Origin of the sequence: Salana multivorans (genome assembly GCF_003751805.1) — a bacterium.
Lineage (GTDB): Bacteria > Actinomycetota > Actinomycetes > Actinomycetales > Beutenbergiaceae > Salana > Salana multivorans.
The window spans coordinates 2,202,955-2,221,468 of sequence record NZ_RKHQ01000001.1; the positions used below are offsets into that span (position 1 = coordinate 2,202,955).

An 18,514-nucleotide genomic window follows, 5' to 3' on the forward strand; every position below is an offset into this window, starting at 1 on the left:
ACAGCGTGAAGAAACTTTCAGATCATCTCGGTTGAGTTACAAAGCGCGCATCCGAGCAAAATAGAGCCATTCGGGTCTTGACGGAGCGCGCTGGTCGCCGCAAACTCGGGTCGAACATTCACTGAAACATCTGGCGTAGATCGAAAGTTTCAGTATCCGGTTCACCCAGCTCGTCAGAGAGGACGACCCATGTCACGACGTCGTGTCATCGCAGGATCGATCGGAATGCTCGCAGCCCTCACCCTCGTCGCCGCGTGCGGCGGCGGGACGAGGCCCGGCCAGGGCGGCACGGGGACGGACGACGGAGGAGGGGCCGACGGCGGTGGTGCGTCGGGCTCCACCGTCGCGACCGCCTGGGGCCTCACCGGCGGCGTCAACGAGGTGCTCTACAAGGAGTCGCTCGGCTGGTGGAACGAGGCGAACCCCGATGCCCGGATCGGGCTCGAGTTCTTCGCCAACGACGCCTACAAGGAGAAGATCCGCACGGCCCTCGGCGCGGGCAACGCGCCGACGCTCATCTACGGCTGGGGCGGCGGTGGTCTCAAGGAGTACGTCGACAACGGCAACGTCGTCGACATGACGGCCGAGACCGCGAACCTCGTCGACCGCGTCCTCCCGTCCGTCGCGGCGGGCGGCATCTTCGACGGCAAGGTGTACGGCGTCCCGAACAGCCAGAGCCAGCCCGTCATCCTCTACTACAACCAGAACGTCCTCGACGAGGCGGGGGTCGCCGTCCCGACGACGTGGGAGGAGCTGATGAGCGCCGTCGCCACGCTCAACGAGCACGGCGTCGCGCCGTTCTCGGTCGCCGGGCAGTCCAAGTGGCCCTACCTCATGTGGATCCAGTACCTCACGGACCGCGTCGGCGGCCCGGAGGCCTTCCAGGCCGTGCTCGACGGGGAGCCCGGTGCCTGGTCCGACCCGGCGTTCGCCGAGGCGCTCACGATGATCCAGGACCTCGTGAAGGCCGACGGCTTCGTCTCGGGCTACGGCTCGATCGCCGCGGACGCCAACGCCGACCAGGCGCTCCTGTACACGGGCAAGGCCGCGTTCCTGCTCCAGGGGAGCTGGATCTACTCGAGTCTCAAGGTCGACGCGCCGGACTTCGTCGCCGACGGCCTCGGCTTCACCACGTTCCCGGAGGTCACCGGCGGCGCCGGCGACCCGCTCGACATCGTCGGGAACACCTCGAACTACTGGTCGGTCTCCGCGACGGCGACGGACGAGGCGAAGGCGGCTGCCACCTCCTACCTCGACACGATCGTGTTCGACGACGACTACACCCAGGTGCTGCTGGACGCGGGCGGCGTCCCGCCCGTCGCCGGGCTCGAGGACACCATCGCGAAGGCGGACGACGCGGAGTTCATCGGGCTGGCCTACGACATGGTGAAGCAGGCTCCGCACTTCCAGCTCTCCTGGGACCAGGCCCTCGCGCCCGACGCGGCGCAGGAGCTCCTGACGAACCTGGAGAAGATCTTCCTGCTCCAGAGCACGCCCGAGCAGTTCGTCGACGCGATGAACAAGACGATCGGCTGACCGTGGCCGTCCGGACGACCGAACGGGTCGGCCGGCCCGGGTCCGCGTCCGGTGCGGCACGTCGCCGCACCGGGCCGGCCCCGTGGCTCGCCCTCCCCGCGCTGGCGTTCTTCGCCTTCTTCGCCCTCGTCCCGCTGCTCGGCGTCGTGGTGCTCAGCTTCACGAGCTGGGACGGGCTCGGCTCGCCGACGTTCATCGGCGCCGGGAACTGGGGCCGGATCCTCGCCGAGCCCCTCACCCAGCGGGCGACGGTGCTCTCGCTCGTCGTCGTGCTCCTCTCGGTCCTGTTCCAGGCGCCCGTGAGCCTCCTGCTCGGTGTGTTCATGGCGGGTCGGCAGCGCTACCGCGAGGTGCTCTCCATCCTCTACTTCCTCCCGCTGCTGTTCTCCTCGGCGGCCGTCGCGATCGCGTTCCGCTCGCTGCTCGACCCGAACTTCGGCCTCGGCGCCGCCATCGGGCTCGACGTGCTGTCCCAGGACTGGCTCGGCAAGCCGCACCTCGCGCTCGGCGTCTGCCTCTTCGTCATCGCCTGGAGCTTCATCCCGTTCCACGCGCTGCTCTACCAGGCGGGCGTCCGGCAGATCCCCGTCCAGCTCTACGAGGCGGCGACGCTCGACGGCGCGGGCGCCTGGCGGCAGTTCTGGAGCATCACGATCCCCCAGCTCCGGTACACGATCATCACCTCGACGACGCTCATCCTCGTGGGGTCGCTCACCTACTTCGACCTCATCTTCATCCTCACCCAGGGCGGCCCGGGCGACGCCACCCGCATCCTCCCGCTCGACATGTACCTGCGGGGGTTCCGCTCGTTCGACATGGGCGGCGCGAGCGTCATCGCGACGATCCTCGTCGTCGTCGGGCTCACGATGTCGCTCGGGCTCAACCGCGTCTCCGGCTCCCACCGCATGGAGTCCCAGCAGGAGGGTCTGTGATGAGCGCGCCATCCCTGCACGGCCGCACCCGCCCGAACGTCGTCGGCGCCGTCCTCGCGTGGGGCTGGCTGGCGATCGTGCTGCTGCCGATCTACTTCATCATCGTGACGAGCTTCAGGGCGCAGGCCGTCTACTACGCGGAGAACCCGCTCTCGATCCCGGCGAACCCGACCGTCGCCGCGTACGGGCGGGTGCTCGCGAACGACTTCCTGCTCTACTTCGCCAACAGCGTCGTCGTCACGGTGACGGCCGTCGTGCTCCTGCTCCTCATGGCGGTCGCGGCGTCCTACGTCATCGTCCGGTCGGTGTCGCCGTTCGCGCGGCGCACGTTCTCGATCTTCCTGCTCGGCCTCGCCATCCCGATGCAGGCGACGATCATCCCCGTCTACTACCTCATCGTGCAGCTCGGCCTCTACGACACCCTGTGGGCGCTCATCCTTCCGTCGGCAGCCTTCGCGCTGCCGATCACGGTGCTCATCATCGTCACCTTCATGCGGGACATCCCGAAGGAGCTGTTCGAGTCCATGCGCGTCGACGGCGCATCGGACATGGCGATGCTGTGGCGACTCGTGCTGCCGCTGTCGAAGCCGGCCCTCGTGACGGTGGGCATCTACGACGCCCTCAACGTGTGGAACGGCTTCCTCTTCCCGCTCGTCCTCACCCAGAGCAGCGGCATGCGGGTGCTCCCGCTGTCGCTGTGGAGCTACCAGGGCGAGTTCACGACCGACATCCCGGCGGTCCTCGCGGCCGTCGTGCTCTCGGTGCTGCCGCTCCTGGCCGCCTACGTCGTGGGGCGCCGCCAGCTCGTCGCCGGCCTCACCGCCGGGTTCGGAAAATGACCTCAACCGAAGGAGACATGGAATGACCGAGATCCACGTGGCCGTCAGCGGCGACGACGCGGCCGACGGCACCGTCGACGCCCCGCTGCGCACGATCGACCGGGCGGCCGGGCTCGCGCACCCCGGTGACACCGTCGTGGTGCACGCCGGCACCTACCGCGAGTGGGTGCGCCCCCGCCGGGGCGGCCTGAGCGACACGCGCCGGATCACCTACACGGCCGCCGAGGGTGAGCACGTGCGGATCACCGGCGCCGAGGCGGTGACGGGCTGGGTCGACGAGGGCGACGGCGTCTGGCGCGTCAGCGTACCGAGCTCGCTGTTCGGCGAGTGGAACCCGTATGCCATCGAGGTGGGGGGCGACTGGATCGTGTACGACGACGTCCGTCGTGACCGCAAGCACCTCGGCGACGTCTACCTCAACGGGTCAGGTTCCTACGAGGCGCACTCGGTCGCGGAGGTGGCGGCGGCCGCGACGTCCGAGCGCACCGAGATCCGGGACGACTGGACCGGCATCGTCGTCCCCGTCCGCGACGTGGCGCAGACCAGGCGGGCCTGGTACGCGGAGGTCGGGCCGGACGCGACCACGATCTGGGCGTCCTTCGACGGCGCCGACCCGAACGCCGAGCAGGTCGAGATCAACGTGCGTCGCTCGGTCTTCTACCCCGACCGGCACCACGTCGACTACATCACGGTCCGCGGGTTCGAGCTGGCCCAGGCTGCCTGCCCGTGGACGCCGCCGACCGCCGACCAGCCGGGGTTGATCGGCCCGAACTGGGCCAAGGGCTGGATCATCGAGGACAACGTCATCCACGACGCGAAGTGCTCCGCGATCTCGATCGGCAAGGAGGCGTCGACGGGCGACAACTACGCGACCGTCCGCGGGGACAAGTCGGGCTACCAGTACCAGCTCGAGTCCGTGTTCTCGGCCCGCCAGATCGGCTGGGACCGCGAGCACGTCGGCTCCCACGTGATCCGCCGCAACCACGTCTACGACTGCGGGCAGAACGGGATCGTCGGCCACCTCGGCTGCGTGTTCTCGACCATCGAGGACAACCACATCCACGACATCGCGACCAGGCGCGAGTTCTACGGCTACGAGATCGCCGGCATCAAGCTCCACGCGGCGATCGACGTCGTCATCCGCGGCAACCGGATCCACGACTGCTCGCTCGGCACGTGGCTCGACTGGGAGACGCAGGGCACGCGGCTGTCCCGCAACGTCTACTACCGCAACGAGCGGGACCTGTTCATCGAGGTGAGCCACGGCCCCTACCTCGTCGAGCACAACGTCCTCGCCTCGCCGGTGAGCCTCGACAACATGAGCCAGGGCGGCGCCTACGTGCACAACCTCGTCGCCGGCGCCGTCCGGCTCGAGCACGTGCGCGATCGGGCCACGCCGTACCACCGCCCGCACAGCACCCAGGTGGCCGGCTACGCCGTCATCGAGGGCGGCGACGACACGTGGATCGGCAACGTCTTCCTCGGCGGGAACCTGGCGGAGGCGTACGAGGCCGGGTCGTTCGGGTTCGAGCGCTCCGGCTATGGGACGGCCGGGTACGCCGCCTACCCGGCGTCGTTCGACGAGTACCTCGCCGGGCTGCGGGAGAACGAGGGCGACCACCGGCGGTTCATGGACCTGCGCCAGCCGGTGACGCTGCACGGCAACGTCTACCTCGCCGGGGCGCGCGGTCGGGACGGCGAGGCGGACGCGGTCGTCGTCGACGGCCCGGCCCACGTGCGCGTGGAGGACGACGGCGACGTCGTCGTCCTCGTCACCGACCTCCCCGAGGCGGCGACGGCCGCCGTCGTCGGGGCGGTCGGGGGACGGGACCTGCCGCGCGTGCGCGTGGCGAACGCCGACGTCGAGGAGCTGGACGGCTCGCCGGCCGTCATCGACGTCGACCTGGTCGGGCGACGCCGGACGGCCGACGGCCGCTACCCGGCCGGACCGCTGGTCGACCTGCCGGCCGGTCCGGCCAGGACCCGCGTCCTGGACTGACCGGCCAGCCGGGCGTCCGCGTCCCGCCGCCGCCCCGCAGCGGGCGGCGGCGGGACGCGGACGTCAGCCCGCGGTCACGGGGCGGGCAGGGGGCCGAGGATCGACGACGCCACCGTCGAGTGCGCCGACTCCTCGTCGCTCGGGTGGAAGATGCCCGCGAGCACGTCGCGGTAGATCCGCGAGATCTCGCTGGTCGCGGTGTAGCTCGCGCCGCCGCTCACGCGCAGGACGAGGTCGACCACGCGGCGCGAGCTCTCCACCGCGCGGACCTTGAGCCCGACGAGCTGGGCGAACCAGCGCGCGCCGTGGTCGGCGTCCTCGTCGACGTCGCGCGCGAGCGCGAGCACCTGGAGCACGGCCCCGTCGTGCTCCATCGCGGCCTCGGCGAGCTTCCACCGGATGTCGGGATCGACGTCGTAGGTCAGCCCTGTCCTGCGCGACCGGCGACGGCGGGCGGCCTCGACGCCGAGCTCGATCGCGCGTCCGGCGACGCCGGTGTAGACGGCGGCGAGCAGGATCTCGAAGACCGCGAACAGCGCGAAGGTGAAGGAGTCGGCGTTGGGGCCGGGCGCGAGGCGACGGTAGACGCGGTCGATCGGCGCGTACGCCCCCTCCAGCACGGTCGAGCAGGACTGCGTCGCGCGCATCCCGAGCGTGTTCCAGTCGTCCTTCGTCCGCGTGCCGTCGCGGTCGACGACGCCGTGGACGAGCACCGGGGCGTCCGGGTCGGAGTCGTCGCGCCCGAACGTGGCCAGCCGCGTCCAGACCGGGGCGAGCGAGGTGAAGATCTTGGTCCCGGTGTAGCGGTAGCCGACGACGGCCTCGTCACCGCCGTCCCGCGCCTCGCGGACGGGCTCGGCCCGGGTCCCGGAGTCGAACATGACGAGGTCGTTGCCTGCCTCGGAGTTGCCGAAGGCGAACACCTCGCCCGCCGCGGCGTCGCGCAGGACGAACTCGACCGACGCGTCGCCGCGGGAGCGCAGGTGCGCCGCGAGGCCCGTCACGACGAGGTGCATGTTGACCGCCAGCGCCGTGGCGGGGGACGCGGCGGCGAGGCGCAGCTGCTCGCGCGCGACCTCCTCGAGCGTGAGGCCGGCCCCGCCCAGGTCCGCCGGGACGAACGCGGTGAGGTAGCCGGCCGCGGCCAGGTCGGCGAGGTCCTGCTCGGGGAAGGTGTTCTCGGCGTCGTGACGCGGCGCGCGGTCGTGGATCGCGGCCAGCAGCTCGTCGGTGAGGATCGTCCGGTGGGTGCGCATGCCTCCAGCCTGCCACCCTCCGGACCGACGGGGTCGACGGTCAGGGGGTCGGCGCCAGGAGCAGCCTGAGCCGGCGGTCCGAGCGGTGCAGCACGACCTCCTGGCCCCACTCGACCCGGAGCTGGTCGCGCTCGATCCCGTCGCCGAAGACGACGAGCGAGGACTCGGCCCGCACGCGCACCCGGGCGTCGTCGCCATCCCTCCCGGGCGACCGGTCGGTGAGCAGCCCGGCGACCAGATCGGTCCCCGTGCGGGCGGACGGCCAGGCCTCGCGGACGAAGTAGGCGAGGTCGTCGGAGTCCGGGGCCGGCAGGTCGAACCCCGGCCGCGCCTGCCGCCACAGCGACGCCAGCCACCCCGTCGCGCCCGTCCCGGTGCCGACGATGACGCCCGAGGAGGACTGCGGCTCGCTCCGGCTGCCGACCGCGAGGGTGTACCGGGCGGACTGGTGGCCGCGGTCGCCGACGAACACCTCGTTGAGCGCGAGGAGGCGCTGCCCGTCGTCGAGGCTCGCCTCGACCATCGCCCGCTCGGCGACCCGACAGGTGGTCGACCCGGTCAGCACGCCGCGCACCTGGTCGGCCCGGTGCCGGCACAGCAGCCCCGGCGGCCCGGGGCTGACACCGAGCACGCCCTGTCCGTCGAGGTACTTCGCGACGTTGGGCACGAGGCCGTCCGGACCGACGACGACGACCAGGTCGTCCGGCTCGAACAGGAACCGGCTGAGCTGGGCGCGCTCCACGACGGCCTGGCGCCAGTGCGTCGGCGCCGCGGCCATGACGGCGTCGACTGCGCGGTGCTGGGCCTCGTCCGCCGCCACCAGGGGCGCGGCCGACCGCCCGCGCGTGGCGAGGAAGAACTCGGCGGCGGCGAGGGTCGCGTGCTCGGCCAGCACCTCCGCCAGCTCCGTGCGGCGATGGACGACGACGAGCCGCGGCGCGCTCACGACCTCACCTCGGCCAGCACGCGTCCCAGCGCGTCGGCGAGCATGTCCGGCGTGATGGTGAGCGAGTCGATCCGGGGGAGCGCGGCGAGGACGTCCGGGGCGATGCTGGCGAGCAGCGCCGTCGTCCCGGCCGCGTCGTAGGCCGCGAGGCGGGTGCCGAGCGCCTCGTTCTCGGCGGCCGCGACGCGGGCGATCTCGTCGACCCGCGCGTCGACCTCGAGCCGCTTGCCGGCCAGGTCGGCGCGGGCGCGCAGGTCGGCCCGGTCGAGCTCCTGCTCCGTGCGCCGCAGGTCGTTCGACCCGACGAGCTCGACCAGCTCCGCCTCGCGGCGGGCGAGCTCGGTGCGGTTGTGCAGCTCGTTCTCCTTGATCGCGCGCTCGCGGTCGACCGCCTGCGCCCGCCGGTCGTAGGTCGCCCGGTCGGCCTCGGCCTGGATCGCCTCGCGCACCGTGGTCTGCAGGGCGCGCTCCACGTCCTCCTCCGGCCGGACGGCGACGACTCGCACGCTCACCATCTCGATCCCGGAGTCGGCGAGGTGCGCCTCGGCGGCGAACCCCGCCCGCACCGCGTCGCGGACCAGCTCGAGCCCGTCGCCGAGCACCGCCGCGAGCGACGTCCGCGCGACGGTCCGGGCGGTGAACTGGCCGGCGGCCTCGGCGACCCGGTTCTGCAGGGTCTGCAGGGGCCGGCCCGTCCACTCGCCCGTCGCGAGGTCGATCGCGAAGTCGAGCCGGCGCGCCGCCAGCTCGGGCTCGACGATCCGAACCGTCAGCGCGAGCTGGACGCTCACCTCCTGCCGGTCGGAGGTCGTGACGCGGACGATGCTGCCGAGCTCGAGGTCCTCGACGGGGACCTCCGAGAGCGTGCTGCCGAGCGGGCGGAACCAGAACGACGCGCCCGTGCCGCGGGGGTGGATGCTCCCGCCGGTGCCGTGGACGAGGAACCGGGTCGCGTCGCTCGTGGCGTGGGAGACGAAGGGGAACCTGCGGATGGTGGTCATGACGCCCTCCTTGTTTGTCGTCACTACGACAATAAGTGGCGGGAGATAATCTTGTCAAGATGACAATGAGGAGTCGAGGTCGGCCGTGGTTACCCTGCTCGCCATGCGCTATGTGCTCTTCCCCGGCCGGCACCACCTCGTCACGCGGTTCCAGGTGGCCAGCCTGCGCCGGCTCCTCGCGCAGCACCCCGGCGCCGAGGTCGTGTGGGCGATCACGAGCGCCGACCACGGCGGCACCCGGCGCAACCCGATCCCCGGCAGCCGGCGGCTGGGTCTCGTCGAGGCGGTCGCGGAGCACGAGGCGCTCGCGTCGCTCACCTACCTCGTCGTCAACCGGCGACCGAAGCCGGACTTCGCCCACTACGTCGTCGAGGAGATCCGCACCCAGACCGGCGGCCGCGTCGCCATGACGCCGGAGAACACGGTCGTCGCGTGCTCGACCCCGGCCGTCATCGCCGACTACGAGGCGCTCGGGTTCCCGATCGACACGGTCGAGCTGGGGCTCGACGAGGCGCGGCCGTGGGACGTCGTCGAAGCGATCGTCGCGGCGGGGCCGGGCTGGGCCGACGACGCGTGGGTGGCCGAGCGGCTCCACCCCGTCGCGCGCCGGCACTACCTGCGCTACGGGCTGGCCGAGACGATCCAGCAGATCCACGCCGACCCGCTCGTCGACACCGACGACGGCGACATCACCGTCACCCGCGACTACGCCAGCTACCGCGCGGCGTTCGAGGACAACGCGTGGCGCAAGGTCGGCGAGTTCGCCGACGCGGTGCGGCCGGGGCGGATCGTCGACGTCGGGTGCGCGACGGGCCAGACGATCAAGCTGCTGAGCGAGCGGCCGGAGCTGTTCGAGTCGGACTTCTACGGCGTCGAGGTCGCCCGGCAGCTCTACGAGATCTGCCTGCAGCGGACGGCGGGCGGCGAGTTCGGCGACGCCAACGTGTTCTTCCACCAGCGCAACATCATGCAGTCGCGCCTCTTCGAGCCCGACTCCGTCGACACCGTCATCACGATGGCGCTGACGCACGAGATCGAGTCCTACCTCGGGCGCGAGGCGCTGCTGGAGTTCTGCTCCCGCGTCCACACGATGCTGCGACCGGGCGGGGTGTGGATCAACTACGACGTCGTCGGGCCGGACGACGGCGACGAGGTCGTGCTCGCGCGGCTCACGACCGCTGACGGTGCGGACGGGCCGATCGACGGACCCATCGCCGGCCTCTCCTCGCGTGCCAGGTTCGAGCGCTTCGCCCACGACTTCCGGCGCGAGGAGGGGGACGGCATCACCTACGACACGGTGGTCGTCGACGGCGAGGAGCACGTCCGGCTCACCCGGTCCGCGCTGTATGAGTTCCTCGCCAAGAAGGACTACGTCGAGTCCTGGTACTCCGAGGCGCACGAGCGGTTCTGCTTCTTCTCACCGGGGGAGTGGACCGGCCTGCTCGAGCGGAACGGTTTCGTCTGCACGACGCGGACCCGGCCGATCCGCAACCCGTGGCTGATCGAGCACCGGTTCGCGCCGGCCGCGCGGGTGCTCCGGCTCACCGACGAGGGGCCCGTGCCCGACCCGTGGTCGTGGACGAACGTGCTCCTCGTGGCCGAGAAGCCGCTGGGCTGAGGAGCCTGGGCTGAGGAGCCGTCGCGCGCTCCGGGGAAGCAAAAGTGGCCGGTCCGCAGGGGGTACCAGGAACCGGCCACTTTCGAGCCCGCGACGTTGGGGACTACGTCCAACCTAGGCCGCCCCCGGGTGTGATGCACGCCACGGACGGTCACGATTCGGCAACAAAACGTAGACGGTTCGGTCACGGCCGCTCCGGGCGCGCACGCGCTGGCCCGTCCTGCCATGCTCTATCCGAGACCCCGCCGCACCGGTCGACGGGTCCGTGCGCCGCTGGCGCGGGCGAGGCGTCGCGGGGCGCGTGAGGGAGGACCATGGCCGAGTCGGACGACGTCGCGGAGCTGCACGCCAGGATCGCGCGGCTCGAGGAGCGCAACCGCGAGCTCGACGAGCGCAACCGTCGGCTCGAGACGGAGAGCGCGTCCGCGACCCGCCCGGTGCCGGCGCCCGCCGCGCAACCGACGCCGACCGCCTCGTCGCCGATGTCACCTGCCTCGTCGACCACGCCGCCGACGACGTCACGGGGCCGCGTCCGGGGTGCCGTCGCCGCCGTCCTGCTCGTCGTGAGCGTCCTCCTCGCACCCGTCGCGACGCTGGGCACCTGGGCGCGGGTGCAGCTCGTCGACACCGACCGGTTCGTCGAGACGTTCGCCCCGCTCGTCGAGGACCCGGGCGTCCAGGACCTCATCGTCGCCGAGGTGTCGAGGGCGGTCGAGGAGGGCATCGACCTCGCCGGCATCGCGGCCGACCTGGAGTCCGGCATCCTCGAGCTCGGTCTCCCGCCGCGCGCGCAGCAGGCGGCGGGACTGCTCGTCGCGCCGGCCGTCGAGGGCGTGCGCTCGCTCATCACCTCGACGGTCGAGCGGGTGGTCACCTCGCCCCGGTTCGCCCGGGTGTGGACCGTGGCGCTGGAGCAGACCCACGCGCGCGCCGTCGCCGTCCTCCGCGGCGACGACGGCCGGCTGCTCGCGCTCGAGGGCGACCAGCTCTCGCTCCAGCTCGGCGTCGTCGTCGCCGAGGTGCGGGCGGTGCTCATCGAGCAGGGCTTCGCGTTCGCCGAGCGCATCCCGGAGGTCGACCGGTCCATCCCGATCGTGACGTCGCAGTCGCTCGGCGCGGTCGCGAGCGGCTACCGGCTCGCGGTCGCCGTCGGCTGGTGGTTGCCGTTCGTCGTGCTCGGGCTGCTCGCGCTGGGTCTCGCGCTGGCGCGCGACCGGCGTCGCGGGCTGGCCCGGACCGGTGCCGGCTACACCGTCGCGCTCGCGCTGCTCGCCGTCGGCCTCGCCCTCGCCCGCCGCCTTCTCGTCCGGGAGCTCGGCGAGGTGGGGGTGCCGGTCGCGGCCGGCCGCGCCATGGTCGACCAGGTGAGCGCGGTGCTCGTCGCGGCCGTGACCGCGCTCCTGCTGCTGAGCGTCCTCGTCGCGGTCGGGGCGTGGCTCCTCGGCGACTCGCGGCCGGCGACCGCCGCGCGCAGCCTCGGGACGCGCGCGTCCGGGGCGGTGCGCGCTGCGATGGACCGCGGCGGCCTCGACCCGCGGGGCGTCGGCCGCCTGGTCGAGCGGGGGCGCGGGGCGATCGTCGCGGTCACGGTCGTCGTGGGCGTCGGCGCCGTGCTCCTGGGGCGACCGGTCACGCCGGGGCGCGTGCTCGGGTCGCTCGCCGGCGTGCTCGTCGTGCTCGCGCTCGTCGAGATCGTCCGGCGTCCGGTGCCGGTGCCGGTGACCGACCCGGGACCCGCGGCCGACCCCGTCGCCTGAGCTGGGGTCGACGGGGCCGGGTCGATCGACCCGGCCCCGTCGGGCCCGGACCGACCGGGGCTCAGCCGAGCAGGCGCGCCTTCGCGGCGGCGAACTCCTCGTCCGTCAGCAGGCCGGCCGTGCGCAGGTCCCCGAGCTTCGTCAGCTCGGCGACGAGGTCGACCGCCGGCGCCGCCGGGGCGGCGGGTGCCACGGGCTCCGGCGCCGCCGGCACGGCCGCCTGGGCCGCGGCGACCGCCTGGGCCGCCGCCGCCTCGACGGCGGCCTGCTGCTGCGCCGCCGCGGCGTCGGCGGCGAGCTGCTTGTCCTGCTGGCGGGCCGCGGCGCGCGCGTTGACGGCGTTGGCGGTACCCGCCACGACGGCGGTCCGCGCGGCCAGTCCGACGAGACCGGGGCGTCCTGCTCTCCTCATGATGGGTCCTTCCGGGGCTGGGGGTGTCCGACGTCCCCATGGTCCCACCGGCGCGCCGTCGCGCAACCGGAGCCCGACGCCGGGCGCCGACGGCTCCGCGATGCCAGGATGGCGTCATCAGCGTCGGCCGCCGGCCGCGCGACCCCCGGATCGGAGCACCATGATTCGCTTCCTCGTCAACACGGTCATCAACCTCGCGTCCGCCGCCGTCGCGCTCCTCATCGCCGGTGCCGTGCTCGACGGCGTCGAGGTTCCCGTGCTCGGGTTCGTCTGGGCGGTGCTGATCTTCGTGGTCGCGAGCGGCCTGCTCACCCCGTTCATCGCGAACATGGCGCGCAAGTACGCGCCGGCGGCGCTCGGCGGCATCGGGCTCATCGCGACGGTCGTCGCGCTCTGGCTCGCCACGCTGTTCGGCGGCCTCACGATCCGCGGCGTGACGGACTGGATCCTCGCCACCGTCATCGTCTGGCTCGTGACGTCGCTCGCGAGCTGGATCCTCTTCGCGGTCTGGGGGAAGAAGCACCTGGCCGCGCGCGCCGAGGCGCGCGGCGCCTCGCGTCGCTGACGTCGCGCCGCGACCACACCCCGACGCACGACGACGGCCGGCCCGGAGATCCGGACCGGCCGTCGTCATGGTGCGGCGCATCGCACGCCGCGGCGCGACTACTCCACGTCGTCGTCGACCCAGTCGAGGGTCTTCGTGACGGCCTTCTTCCAGTTGCGCAGGAGGCGGTCACGCTCGGACTGCTCCATCTCCGGCGTCCAGCGCTTGTCCTCGGCCCAGTTGTCGATGACGTCCTGCTCGCCCGACCAGTAGCCGACCGCGATGCCGGCGGCGTACGCGGCGCCGAGCGCGGTCGTCTCAGCGACGACCGGCTTGACGACGTCGACGCCGAGGATGTCGGCCTGGAACTGCATGAGGGTGTCGTTGGCCGTCATGCCGCCGTCGACCTTGAGCTCGGTCAGGTCGACGCCCGAGTCGGCGTTCATCGCCTCGAGCACCTCGGCCGTCTGGAACGCCGTCGCCTCGAGGGCCGCGCGGGCGATGTGGCCGATGTTGACGTACCGGGTGAGGCCGACGAGGGCGCCGCGGGCGTCGCCGCGCCAGTACGGCGCGAACAGGCCGGAGAAGGCGGGCACGAAGTACGCGCCGCCGTTGTCGTCGACGGTCGCGGCGAGCGACTCGATCTCCGGGGCGGAGGAGATGACCTTGAGGTTGTCCCGCAGCCACTGCACGAGGGAGCCGGTGACCGCGATCGAGCCCTCGAGCGCGTACACGGCGGCCTGGTCGCCGATCTTGTAGCAGACCGTGGTGAGGAGGCCGTTCTTGCTCGGGACGATCTCGGTGCCGGTGTTCATCAGCATGAAGTTGCCGGTGCCGTAGGTGTTCTTCGCCATGCCGACCTCGAAGCAGGCCTGGCCGAACGTCGCCGCCTGCTGGTCGCCGAGGATGCCGGCGATCGGCACACCGGCGACGAGGCCGCCCTCGCGGTCGACGCCGTAGACCTCGGAGGAGGACTTGATCTCCGGGAGCATGGACGTGGGGATGCCCATGTCGGCGGCGATCGAGGCGTCCCACTGCAGCGTCTTGAGGTCCATGAGGAGCGTCCGGGAGGCGTTCGTGACGTCCGTGACGTGCACACCGCCCTGCGGGCCGCCGGTCATGTTCCACACGACCCAGGTGTCCATCGTGCCCATGAGGAGGTCGCCGGCCTCGGCCCGCTCCCGCGCGCCCTCGACGTTCTCCAGGACCCACACGACCTTGGGGCCGGCGAAGTACGTCGCGAGCGGCAGCCCGACGACGTCCTTGTACCGGTCGGCGCCGACGTCGCCGGCGAGGCGGTCGCAGATCTTCTGCGTGCGGGTGTCCTGCCAGACGATGGCGTTGTAGACGGGCTCGCCGGTGTTCTTGTCCCACACGACGGCGGTCTCGCGCTGGTTGGTGATGCCGATCGCCGCGATGTCCTTGGCGGTGAGGCTCGCCCGGGCGAGGGCCTGGGCCACGACCTCGCGCACGTTCGTCCAGACCTCCTGCGGGTCGTGCTCGACCCAGCCCGCCTTCGGGAAGATCTGCTCGTGCTCCTTCTGGCCGGTCGCGACGATCGTGCCGGCGTGGTCGAAGATGATCGCGCGGGAGCTCGTGGTGCCCTGGTCGATCGCCATGACGTACTGGGTGTCAGCCACTGGGATGTCCTTTCGTGTGCTGTCGTGCTGTCGAGCCGGTGGACCGGCCCCGTCGGTGCGGGTCCGGGAACTGCGGTCGGCCCCGGCGGGTGCCGGGCGCCTGGAGGGTGGGGAGCCGACGAGCCGCCCGGGAACGACGACGGCGGGGACGCGCTGGCGGTGAGGCGTCCCCGCCGTCGTCGGCTGCTGTCTGCTGCTGGATGGGTGTCGATGGTCGGCCCGCGGCGGCGCCGACCGCGCGGTCACAGACCGAGCGCGCCCTGCATGGCCGTCGCGACGAGACCGGCGACGACGCCGCCGATGATCGGGCCGACGACGGGGACCCACGAGTAGCTCCAGTCCGAGGAGCCCTTGCCCTTGATCGGAAGGACCGCGTGGGCGATGCGGGGACCGAGGTCACGCGCGGGGTTGATGGCGTACCCGGTCGGGCCACCGAGGCTGGCGCCGATGCCGACGACGAGGAGCGCGACGGCGAGCGGCCCGAGGCCCGAGGGGGTGCGGCCGAACAGGATCACGACGAACACGAGGACGAAGGTCGCGATGACCTCGGTGACGACGTTCCAGCCGTAGGAGCGGATGGCGGGGCCGGTGGAGAAGACGCCGAGCTTGGCGGCCGGGTCAGGCTCCGCGTCGAAGTGCTTCTTGTAGGCCAGCCAGCAGATGACGGCGCCGATGAAGGCCCCGACGAGCTGCGCGACGATGTAGAGGACGGCGTTCCCGACCGTGCCTGGCACGGGGTCGAGGCCCAGGTCGGTGTTGCCGGGGAACAGGTCCCCGCCGCTCGCGAGGAGGCCGAGCGTGACCGCCGGGTTGAGGTGGGCGCCCGAGGCGAACGCGACGTACACACCGGCGAAGACACCGAGGCCCCAGCCGAAGTTCACCATGAGGAACCCACCGTTGTTCCCCTTGGTCTTGGCGAGCGCGACATTCGCGACGACGCCGCAACCGAGGACGATGAGCATGGCGGTGCCGAAGAGCTCCGAGAGGAAGATCTGCGATCCCATGTGCTGCCTTTCACTTCGTTGTGAAGGGGACGACGCCGATGGCGTCCCCCCGGATGCCGAGCGCGGGTGCGCCGGCTGAGGTCAGTCTCGTCCCGTGCGCGCCGTCCGTCAGTGACGGCGCGCCGGGGTGCCGCGGCGGCGCCGCGGACCGGTTAGCTCTGCTCCGTGCGCACCTCCTCGGTGCCCATCGGGTGCAGCGGCACGAGGTCGGGGACCTCGGCCCGGACGGCCTCGGCCTCCGCGTCCGTCGCCGTGAGGGCTGCGGCGGCCTTCGCCTCGCGGGAGGCGGTGTAGGACGCGGCCTCCTTCTGCTGGCGCGCCTCGTCCCAGCCGAGGATCGGGGAGACGATCGCGAGGATCTCCGGGATGGCGGCGACGCCGGAGTCGGCCACCTCGTAGACGAGCCGCGTCCGGTGCTCGAGCACGTCCTCCAGGTGCATCACCTGCTCGTGCGTCGCCGCGTAGGCGATCTCGGCCCGCAGGTAGGCGGGGGCGTGCTCGAGCGGGTTGGCCAGGTCGGGCTGGCGTGCGATGGCGGCGAGCAGGTCCCGCAGCGCCGAGCCGTACCGGTGCAGCAGGTGGTCGATCACCTGCTCGGACCAGCCGTACTTCTCCTTGAGCGCGCGCCGCTGACGGGTGACGGCCTCGAGGCCGACGGCGCCGATGAGCGGGATCTGGTCCGTGATCGACGGGAGCTTGTGCGCGCGGGCGCCGAGGGCGAAGTCGACGGCGTCCTTCGCCATGACCCGGTACGTCGTGAGCTTGCCGCCGGCGATCGAGACCAGGCCGGGGGCGGGCGAGGCGACCGTGTGCTCGCGGGAGACCTTCGCGCTGCTCGTGCCGTCCTTGGTGCCCGGCTGGAGCAGCGGGCGCAGGCCGGCGAAGGTGCCGATGACGTCCTCGCGCGAGAGCGGGTCGGCCAGGACCGCGTTGGCGTGGTCGATGACGTAGTCGATGTCGGCGCCGGTCGGGACGGGGTGGACCGGGTTCTCGTCGTAGGGCGTGTCCGTCGTGCCGATGATCCAGTAGCGCGACCACGGGATGAGGAACAGGACGGACTTCTCGGTCTGCAGGATCAACCCGACGTCGCCCTGGATCCGGTCCCGCGGCACGACGATGTGGATGCCCTTCGACGCGAGCACGCGCAGACCGCCCTCGGTGCCGGAGAGCGACTCGGTCTCCTCGGTCCACACGCCGGTGGCGGCGATGACGTGGTCGGCCTTGATCGTGTGCTGCGCGCCCGTCTCGAGGTCGACGACGACGGCGCCCGTCACCTTGCCGAGGCCGTTGCGGGTCAGCTCGACCACCTGGGTCCGCGGTGCGGCGAGCGCGCCGTACGCGGCGGCCGTGCGCACCAGCGTCAGCACCAGGCGGGCGTCGTCGACCGACGCGTCCCAGTAGCGCACGGCACCGACGGCGGCGTCGTGGCGCAGGTCGGGGAAGAGCTTCGCCATGCCCTTGCGCGACACGTGCCGGTGGAACGGCATCGCCCGGCCCTTGCGGGAGCCGATCGTGGCGAGCGCGTCGTAGAGGGCGACGCCGGCGCCGACGTACGGGCGCTCGTAGTGCTTGAGCAGCGGGTAGAGGAACGACACCGGCTTGACGAGGTGCGGCGCGATCTCCTTGATGAGCAGGTCGCGCTCGGTCAGCGCCTCGTGGACGAGGGAGAAGTCGAGCATCTGGAGGTAGCGCAGCCCGCCGTGGACGAGCTTGGAGGACCGGGAGGACGTGCCGCTGGCCCAGTCCTGCGCCTCGATGATCCCGGTGCGCAGGCCGCGCGTCGCGGCGTCGAGCGCGATGCCGGCACCGGTGACGCCGCCACCGATGACGAGGACGTCGAGGCCCTCGTCGTCGCTCATGGCCTCCAGGGCCTCGAGGCGGGTGGCGGGGGTGATCGCGGTGGTCACGTCGTTCTCCTCGGGCTGGTGCTAGGCCCCTGACCGGGGTCGCTACGGAGGTAGTTGCACCGTCACCTTTCCCCGGGGTGGACATCTGCGCAAGACTGCTGCACGAATGTGCAGACGAGAGGATGTGCCGGTGGACACTCGTGAGGCCCTCATGCACGAGGCGGCGACCATGTACTACCTGCAGGACGCCACGATGGAGACGGTCGCGCGCAAGCTCGGCATGTCCCGGTCGGCGGTGTCGAGGCTGCTCAAGGCGGCGCGGGAGAACGGCATGGTGCGCGTGCGCGTGCAGCAGCCGGGGTCGGGCAACCTCGTCGCCGACCGGCTCCAGCGCACCTACGGCGCGCGCGTGCACGTGGTGCCAGTGCGCACGCCGATCGCCGAGCACGTGCGGCTCGACCACGTCGCGCGCTACGGCGCCCAGCTCCTGCAGGAGTGGTTCACCGACGGCATGACGCTCGGTGTCGCGTGGGGGACGACCGTCGCCGCGATCCGGCAGCACCTGCGCCCGGCCCCGCTGCGGGAGGCGACCGTCGTCCAGCTCAACGGCGCGGCGAACACCTCGGCGTCGGGGCTCGCCTACGGGACCGACCTCGTGTCCGACATCGCCGCGGCGTTCGGCGCGACCCCGGAGCACTTCCCGGTGCCGGCGTTCTTCGACTACGCGGAGACCCGCGACCTCATGTGGCGCGAGCGGAGCGTCCGGCACGTCCTCGGCCTGCAGGCGCGGGCCGACCTCGCGCTGTTCGGTGTCGGGGCGCTCGCGGGACCCGTGTCGTCGCACGTCTACGCGTCCGGGTACCTCGACGACGACGACAAGGCGGCGCTCCAGTCGGCCGGCGTCGTCGGCGACGTCTGCACGGTGTTCCTGCGCCGCGACGGGTCGTGGGAGGACATCGCGATCAACGCGCGCGGGACCGGACCGAACCCGCGCGAGCTGCGCCGGATCCCGCGCCGCGTCTGCGTGGCCGCGGGGCTGGCGAAGGTGCTGCCGCTGCGCGCGGCGCTGCTCGCCGGTGCGATCACCGACGTCGTCATCGACGAGCCGTCCGCGCGTCGCCTCGCCGCGCTCTGACCGCTGGGGCTGGGCGGAGGGCCCAGGCGCGGGGACGCGTGCTGGCTG

General features: G+C 72.3%; 15 protein-coding genes. 8 read left to right on the plus strand and 7 right to left on the minus strand.

The window, feature by feature from the left end:
* Positions 1-189 precede the first annotated feature (189 nt).
* The 4 genes from EDD28_RS09375 to EDD28_RS09390 are packed head-to-tail and all read left to right on the plus strand — an operon-like array spanning position 190 to position 5,306.
* Positions 190-1,536: an extracellular solute-binding protein gene (locus EDD28_RS09375; protein ID WP_123739363.1), complete on the plus strand. Its 1,347-nt coding sequence runs from the start codon at positions 190-192 to the stop codon at positions 1,534-1,536.
* Complete coding sequence (locus EDD28_RS09380) at positions 1,533-2,468, plus strand: carbohydrate ABC transporter permease (RefSeq protein WP_123740034.1); 936 nt, start codon at positions 1,533-1,535, stop codon at positions 2,466-2,468. The genes EDD28_RS09375 and EDD28_RS09380 overlap by 4 nt, the downstream gene beginning before the upstream one ends.
* Positions 2,468-3,307, plus strand: a complete 840-nt coding sequence (locus tag EDD28_RS09385; RefSeq protein WP_123739364.1) for a carbohydrate ABC transporter permease — start codon at positions 2,468-2,470, stop codon at positions 3,305-3,307. Before EDD28_RS09380 ends, EDD28_RS09385 begins: the two co-directional genes overlap by 1 nt.
* A gap of 22 nt (positions 3,308-3,329) precedes the next feature.
* Complete coding sequence (locus EDD28_RS09390) at positions 3,330-5,306, plus strand: right-handed parallel beta-helix repeat-containing protein (RefSeq protein WP_123739365.1); 1,977 nt, start codon at positions 3,330-3,332, stop codon at positions 5,304-5,306.
* Positions 5,307-5,380: 74 nt separating this feature from the next.
* On the opposite strand, the gene EDD28_RS09395 is transcribed toward EDD28_RS09390, so the two are convergent.
* From EDD28_RS09395 to EDD28_RS09405, 3 genes are read right to left on the minus strand one after another with little or no spacing between them, the layout of a single operon-like run.
* Positions 5,381-6,562, minus strand: a complete 1,182-nt coding sequence (locus tag EDD28_RS09395; RefSeq protein ID WP_123739366.1) for an acyl-CoA dehydrogenase family protein — start codon at positions 6,560-6,562, stop codon at positions 5,381-5,383.
* A gap of 40 nt (positions 6,563-6,602) precedes the next feature.
* A complete protein-coding gene (locus tag EDD28_RS09400) occupies positions 6,603-7,508 on the minus strand; it encodes an NAD(+)/NADH kinase (RefSeq protein ID WP_123740035.1) in 906 nt (301 codons plus the stop codon).
* The gene (locus EDD28_RS09405; protein WP_123739367.1) at positions 7,505-8,509 is read right to left on the minus strand and encodes an SPFH domain-containing protein; all 1,005 of its coding nucleotides are present in this window, start codon (positions 8,507-8,509) and stop codon (positions 7,505-7,507) included. The genes EDD28_RS09400 and EDD28_RS09405 overlap by 4 nt, the downstream gene beginning before the upstream one ends.
* 103 nt (positions 8,510-8,612) lie before the next feature.
* Here EDD28_RS09405 and EDD28_RS09410 point away from each other — a divergent pair, with 103 nt between their 5' ends.
* A complete protein-coding gene (locus EDD28_RS09410) occupies positions 8,613-10,127 on the plus strand; it encodes a methyltransferase domain-containing protein (protein WP_123739368.1) in 1,515 nt (504 codons plus the stop codon).
* 314 nt (positions 10,128-10,441) lie between these two features.
* Complete coding sequence (locus EDD28_RS09415) at positions 10,442-11,884, plus strand: hypothetical protein (RefSeq protein WP_123739369.1); 1,443 nt, start codon at positions 10,442-10,444, stop codon at positions 11,882-11,884.
* A gap of 61 nt (positions 11,885-11,945) precedes the next feature.
* Here EDD28_RS09415 and EDD28_RS09420 read toward each other — a convergent pair whose 3' ends face one another.
* A complete protein-coding gene (locus EDD28_RS09420) occupies positions 11,946-12,296 on the minus strand; it encodes an SHOCT domain-containing protein (protein ID WP_123739370.1) in 351 nt (116 codons plus the stop codon).
* Positions 12,297-12,456: 160 nt separating this feature from the next.
* Between EDD28_RS09420 and EDD28_RS09425 the strand changes: the two genes are divergently transcribed.
* The gene (locus EDD28_RS09425; protein WP_123739371.1) at positions 12,457-12,861 is read left to right on the plus strand and encodes a phage holin family protein; all 405 of its coding nucleotides are present in this window, start codon (positions 12,457-12,459) and stop codon (positions 12,859-12,861) included.
* A gap of 98 nt (positions 12,862-12,959) precedes the next feature.
* Here the strand turns inward: EDD28_RS09425 and glpK are convergent, their stop codons facing one another.
* From glpK to EDD28_RS09440, 3 genes are all read right to left on the minus strand, one after another.
* On the minus strand, positions 12,960-14,480 hold the full coding sequence (gene glpK / locus EDD28_RS09430; RefSeq protein ID WP_123739372.1) for a glycerol kinase GlpK: 1,521 nt from the start codon (positions 14,478-14,480) through the stop codon (positions 12,960-12,962).
* A gap of 242 nt (positions 14,481-14,722) precedes the next feature.
* Entirely contained in the window at positions 14,723-15,484 is a 762-nt protein-coding gene (locus EDD28_RS09435) for an MIP/aquaporin family protein (RefSeq protein WP_123739373.1), read from the minus strand.
* 152 nt (positions 15,485-15,636) lie between these two features.
* Positions 15,637-17,343: a glycerol-3-phosphate dehydrogenase/oxidase gene (locus EDD28_RS09440; protein ID WP_123740036.1), complete on the minus strand. Its 1,707-nt coding sequence runs from the start codon at positions 17,341-17,343 to the stop codon at positions 15,637-15,639.
* 178 nt (positions 17,344-17,521) lie between these two features.
* Here EDD28_RS09440 and EDD28_RS09445 point away from each other — a divergent pair, with 178 nt between their 5' ends.
* Positions 17,522-18,466 carry a sugar-binding transcriptional regulator gene (locus EDD28_RS09445; RefSeq protein ID WP_123739374.1) on the plus strand — a complete coding sequence of 315 codons (945 nt, stop codon included), beginning with the start codon at positions 17,522-17,524 and terminating at the stop codon, positions 18,464-18,466.
* Positions 18,467-18,514: the final 48 nt, after the last annotated feature.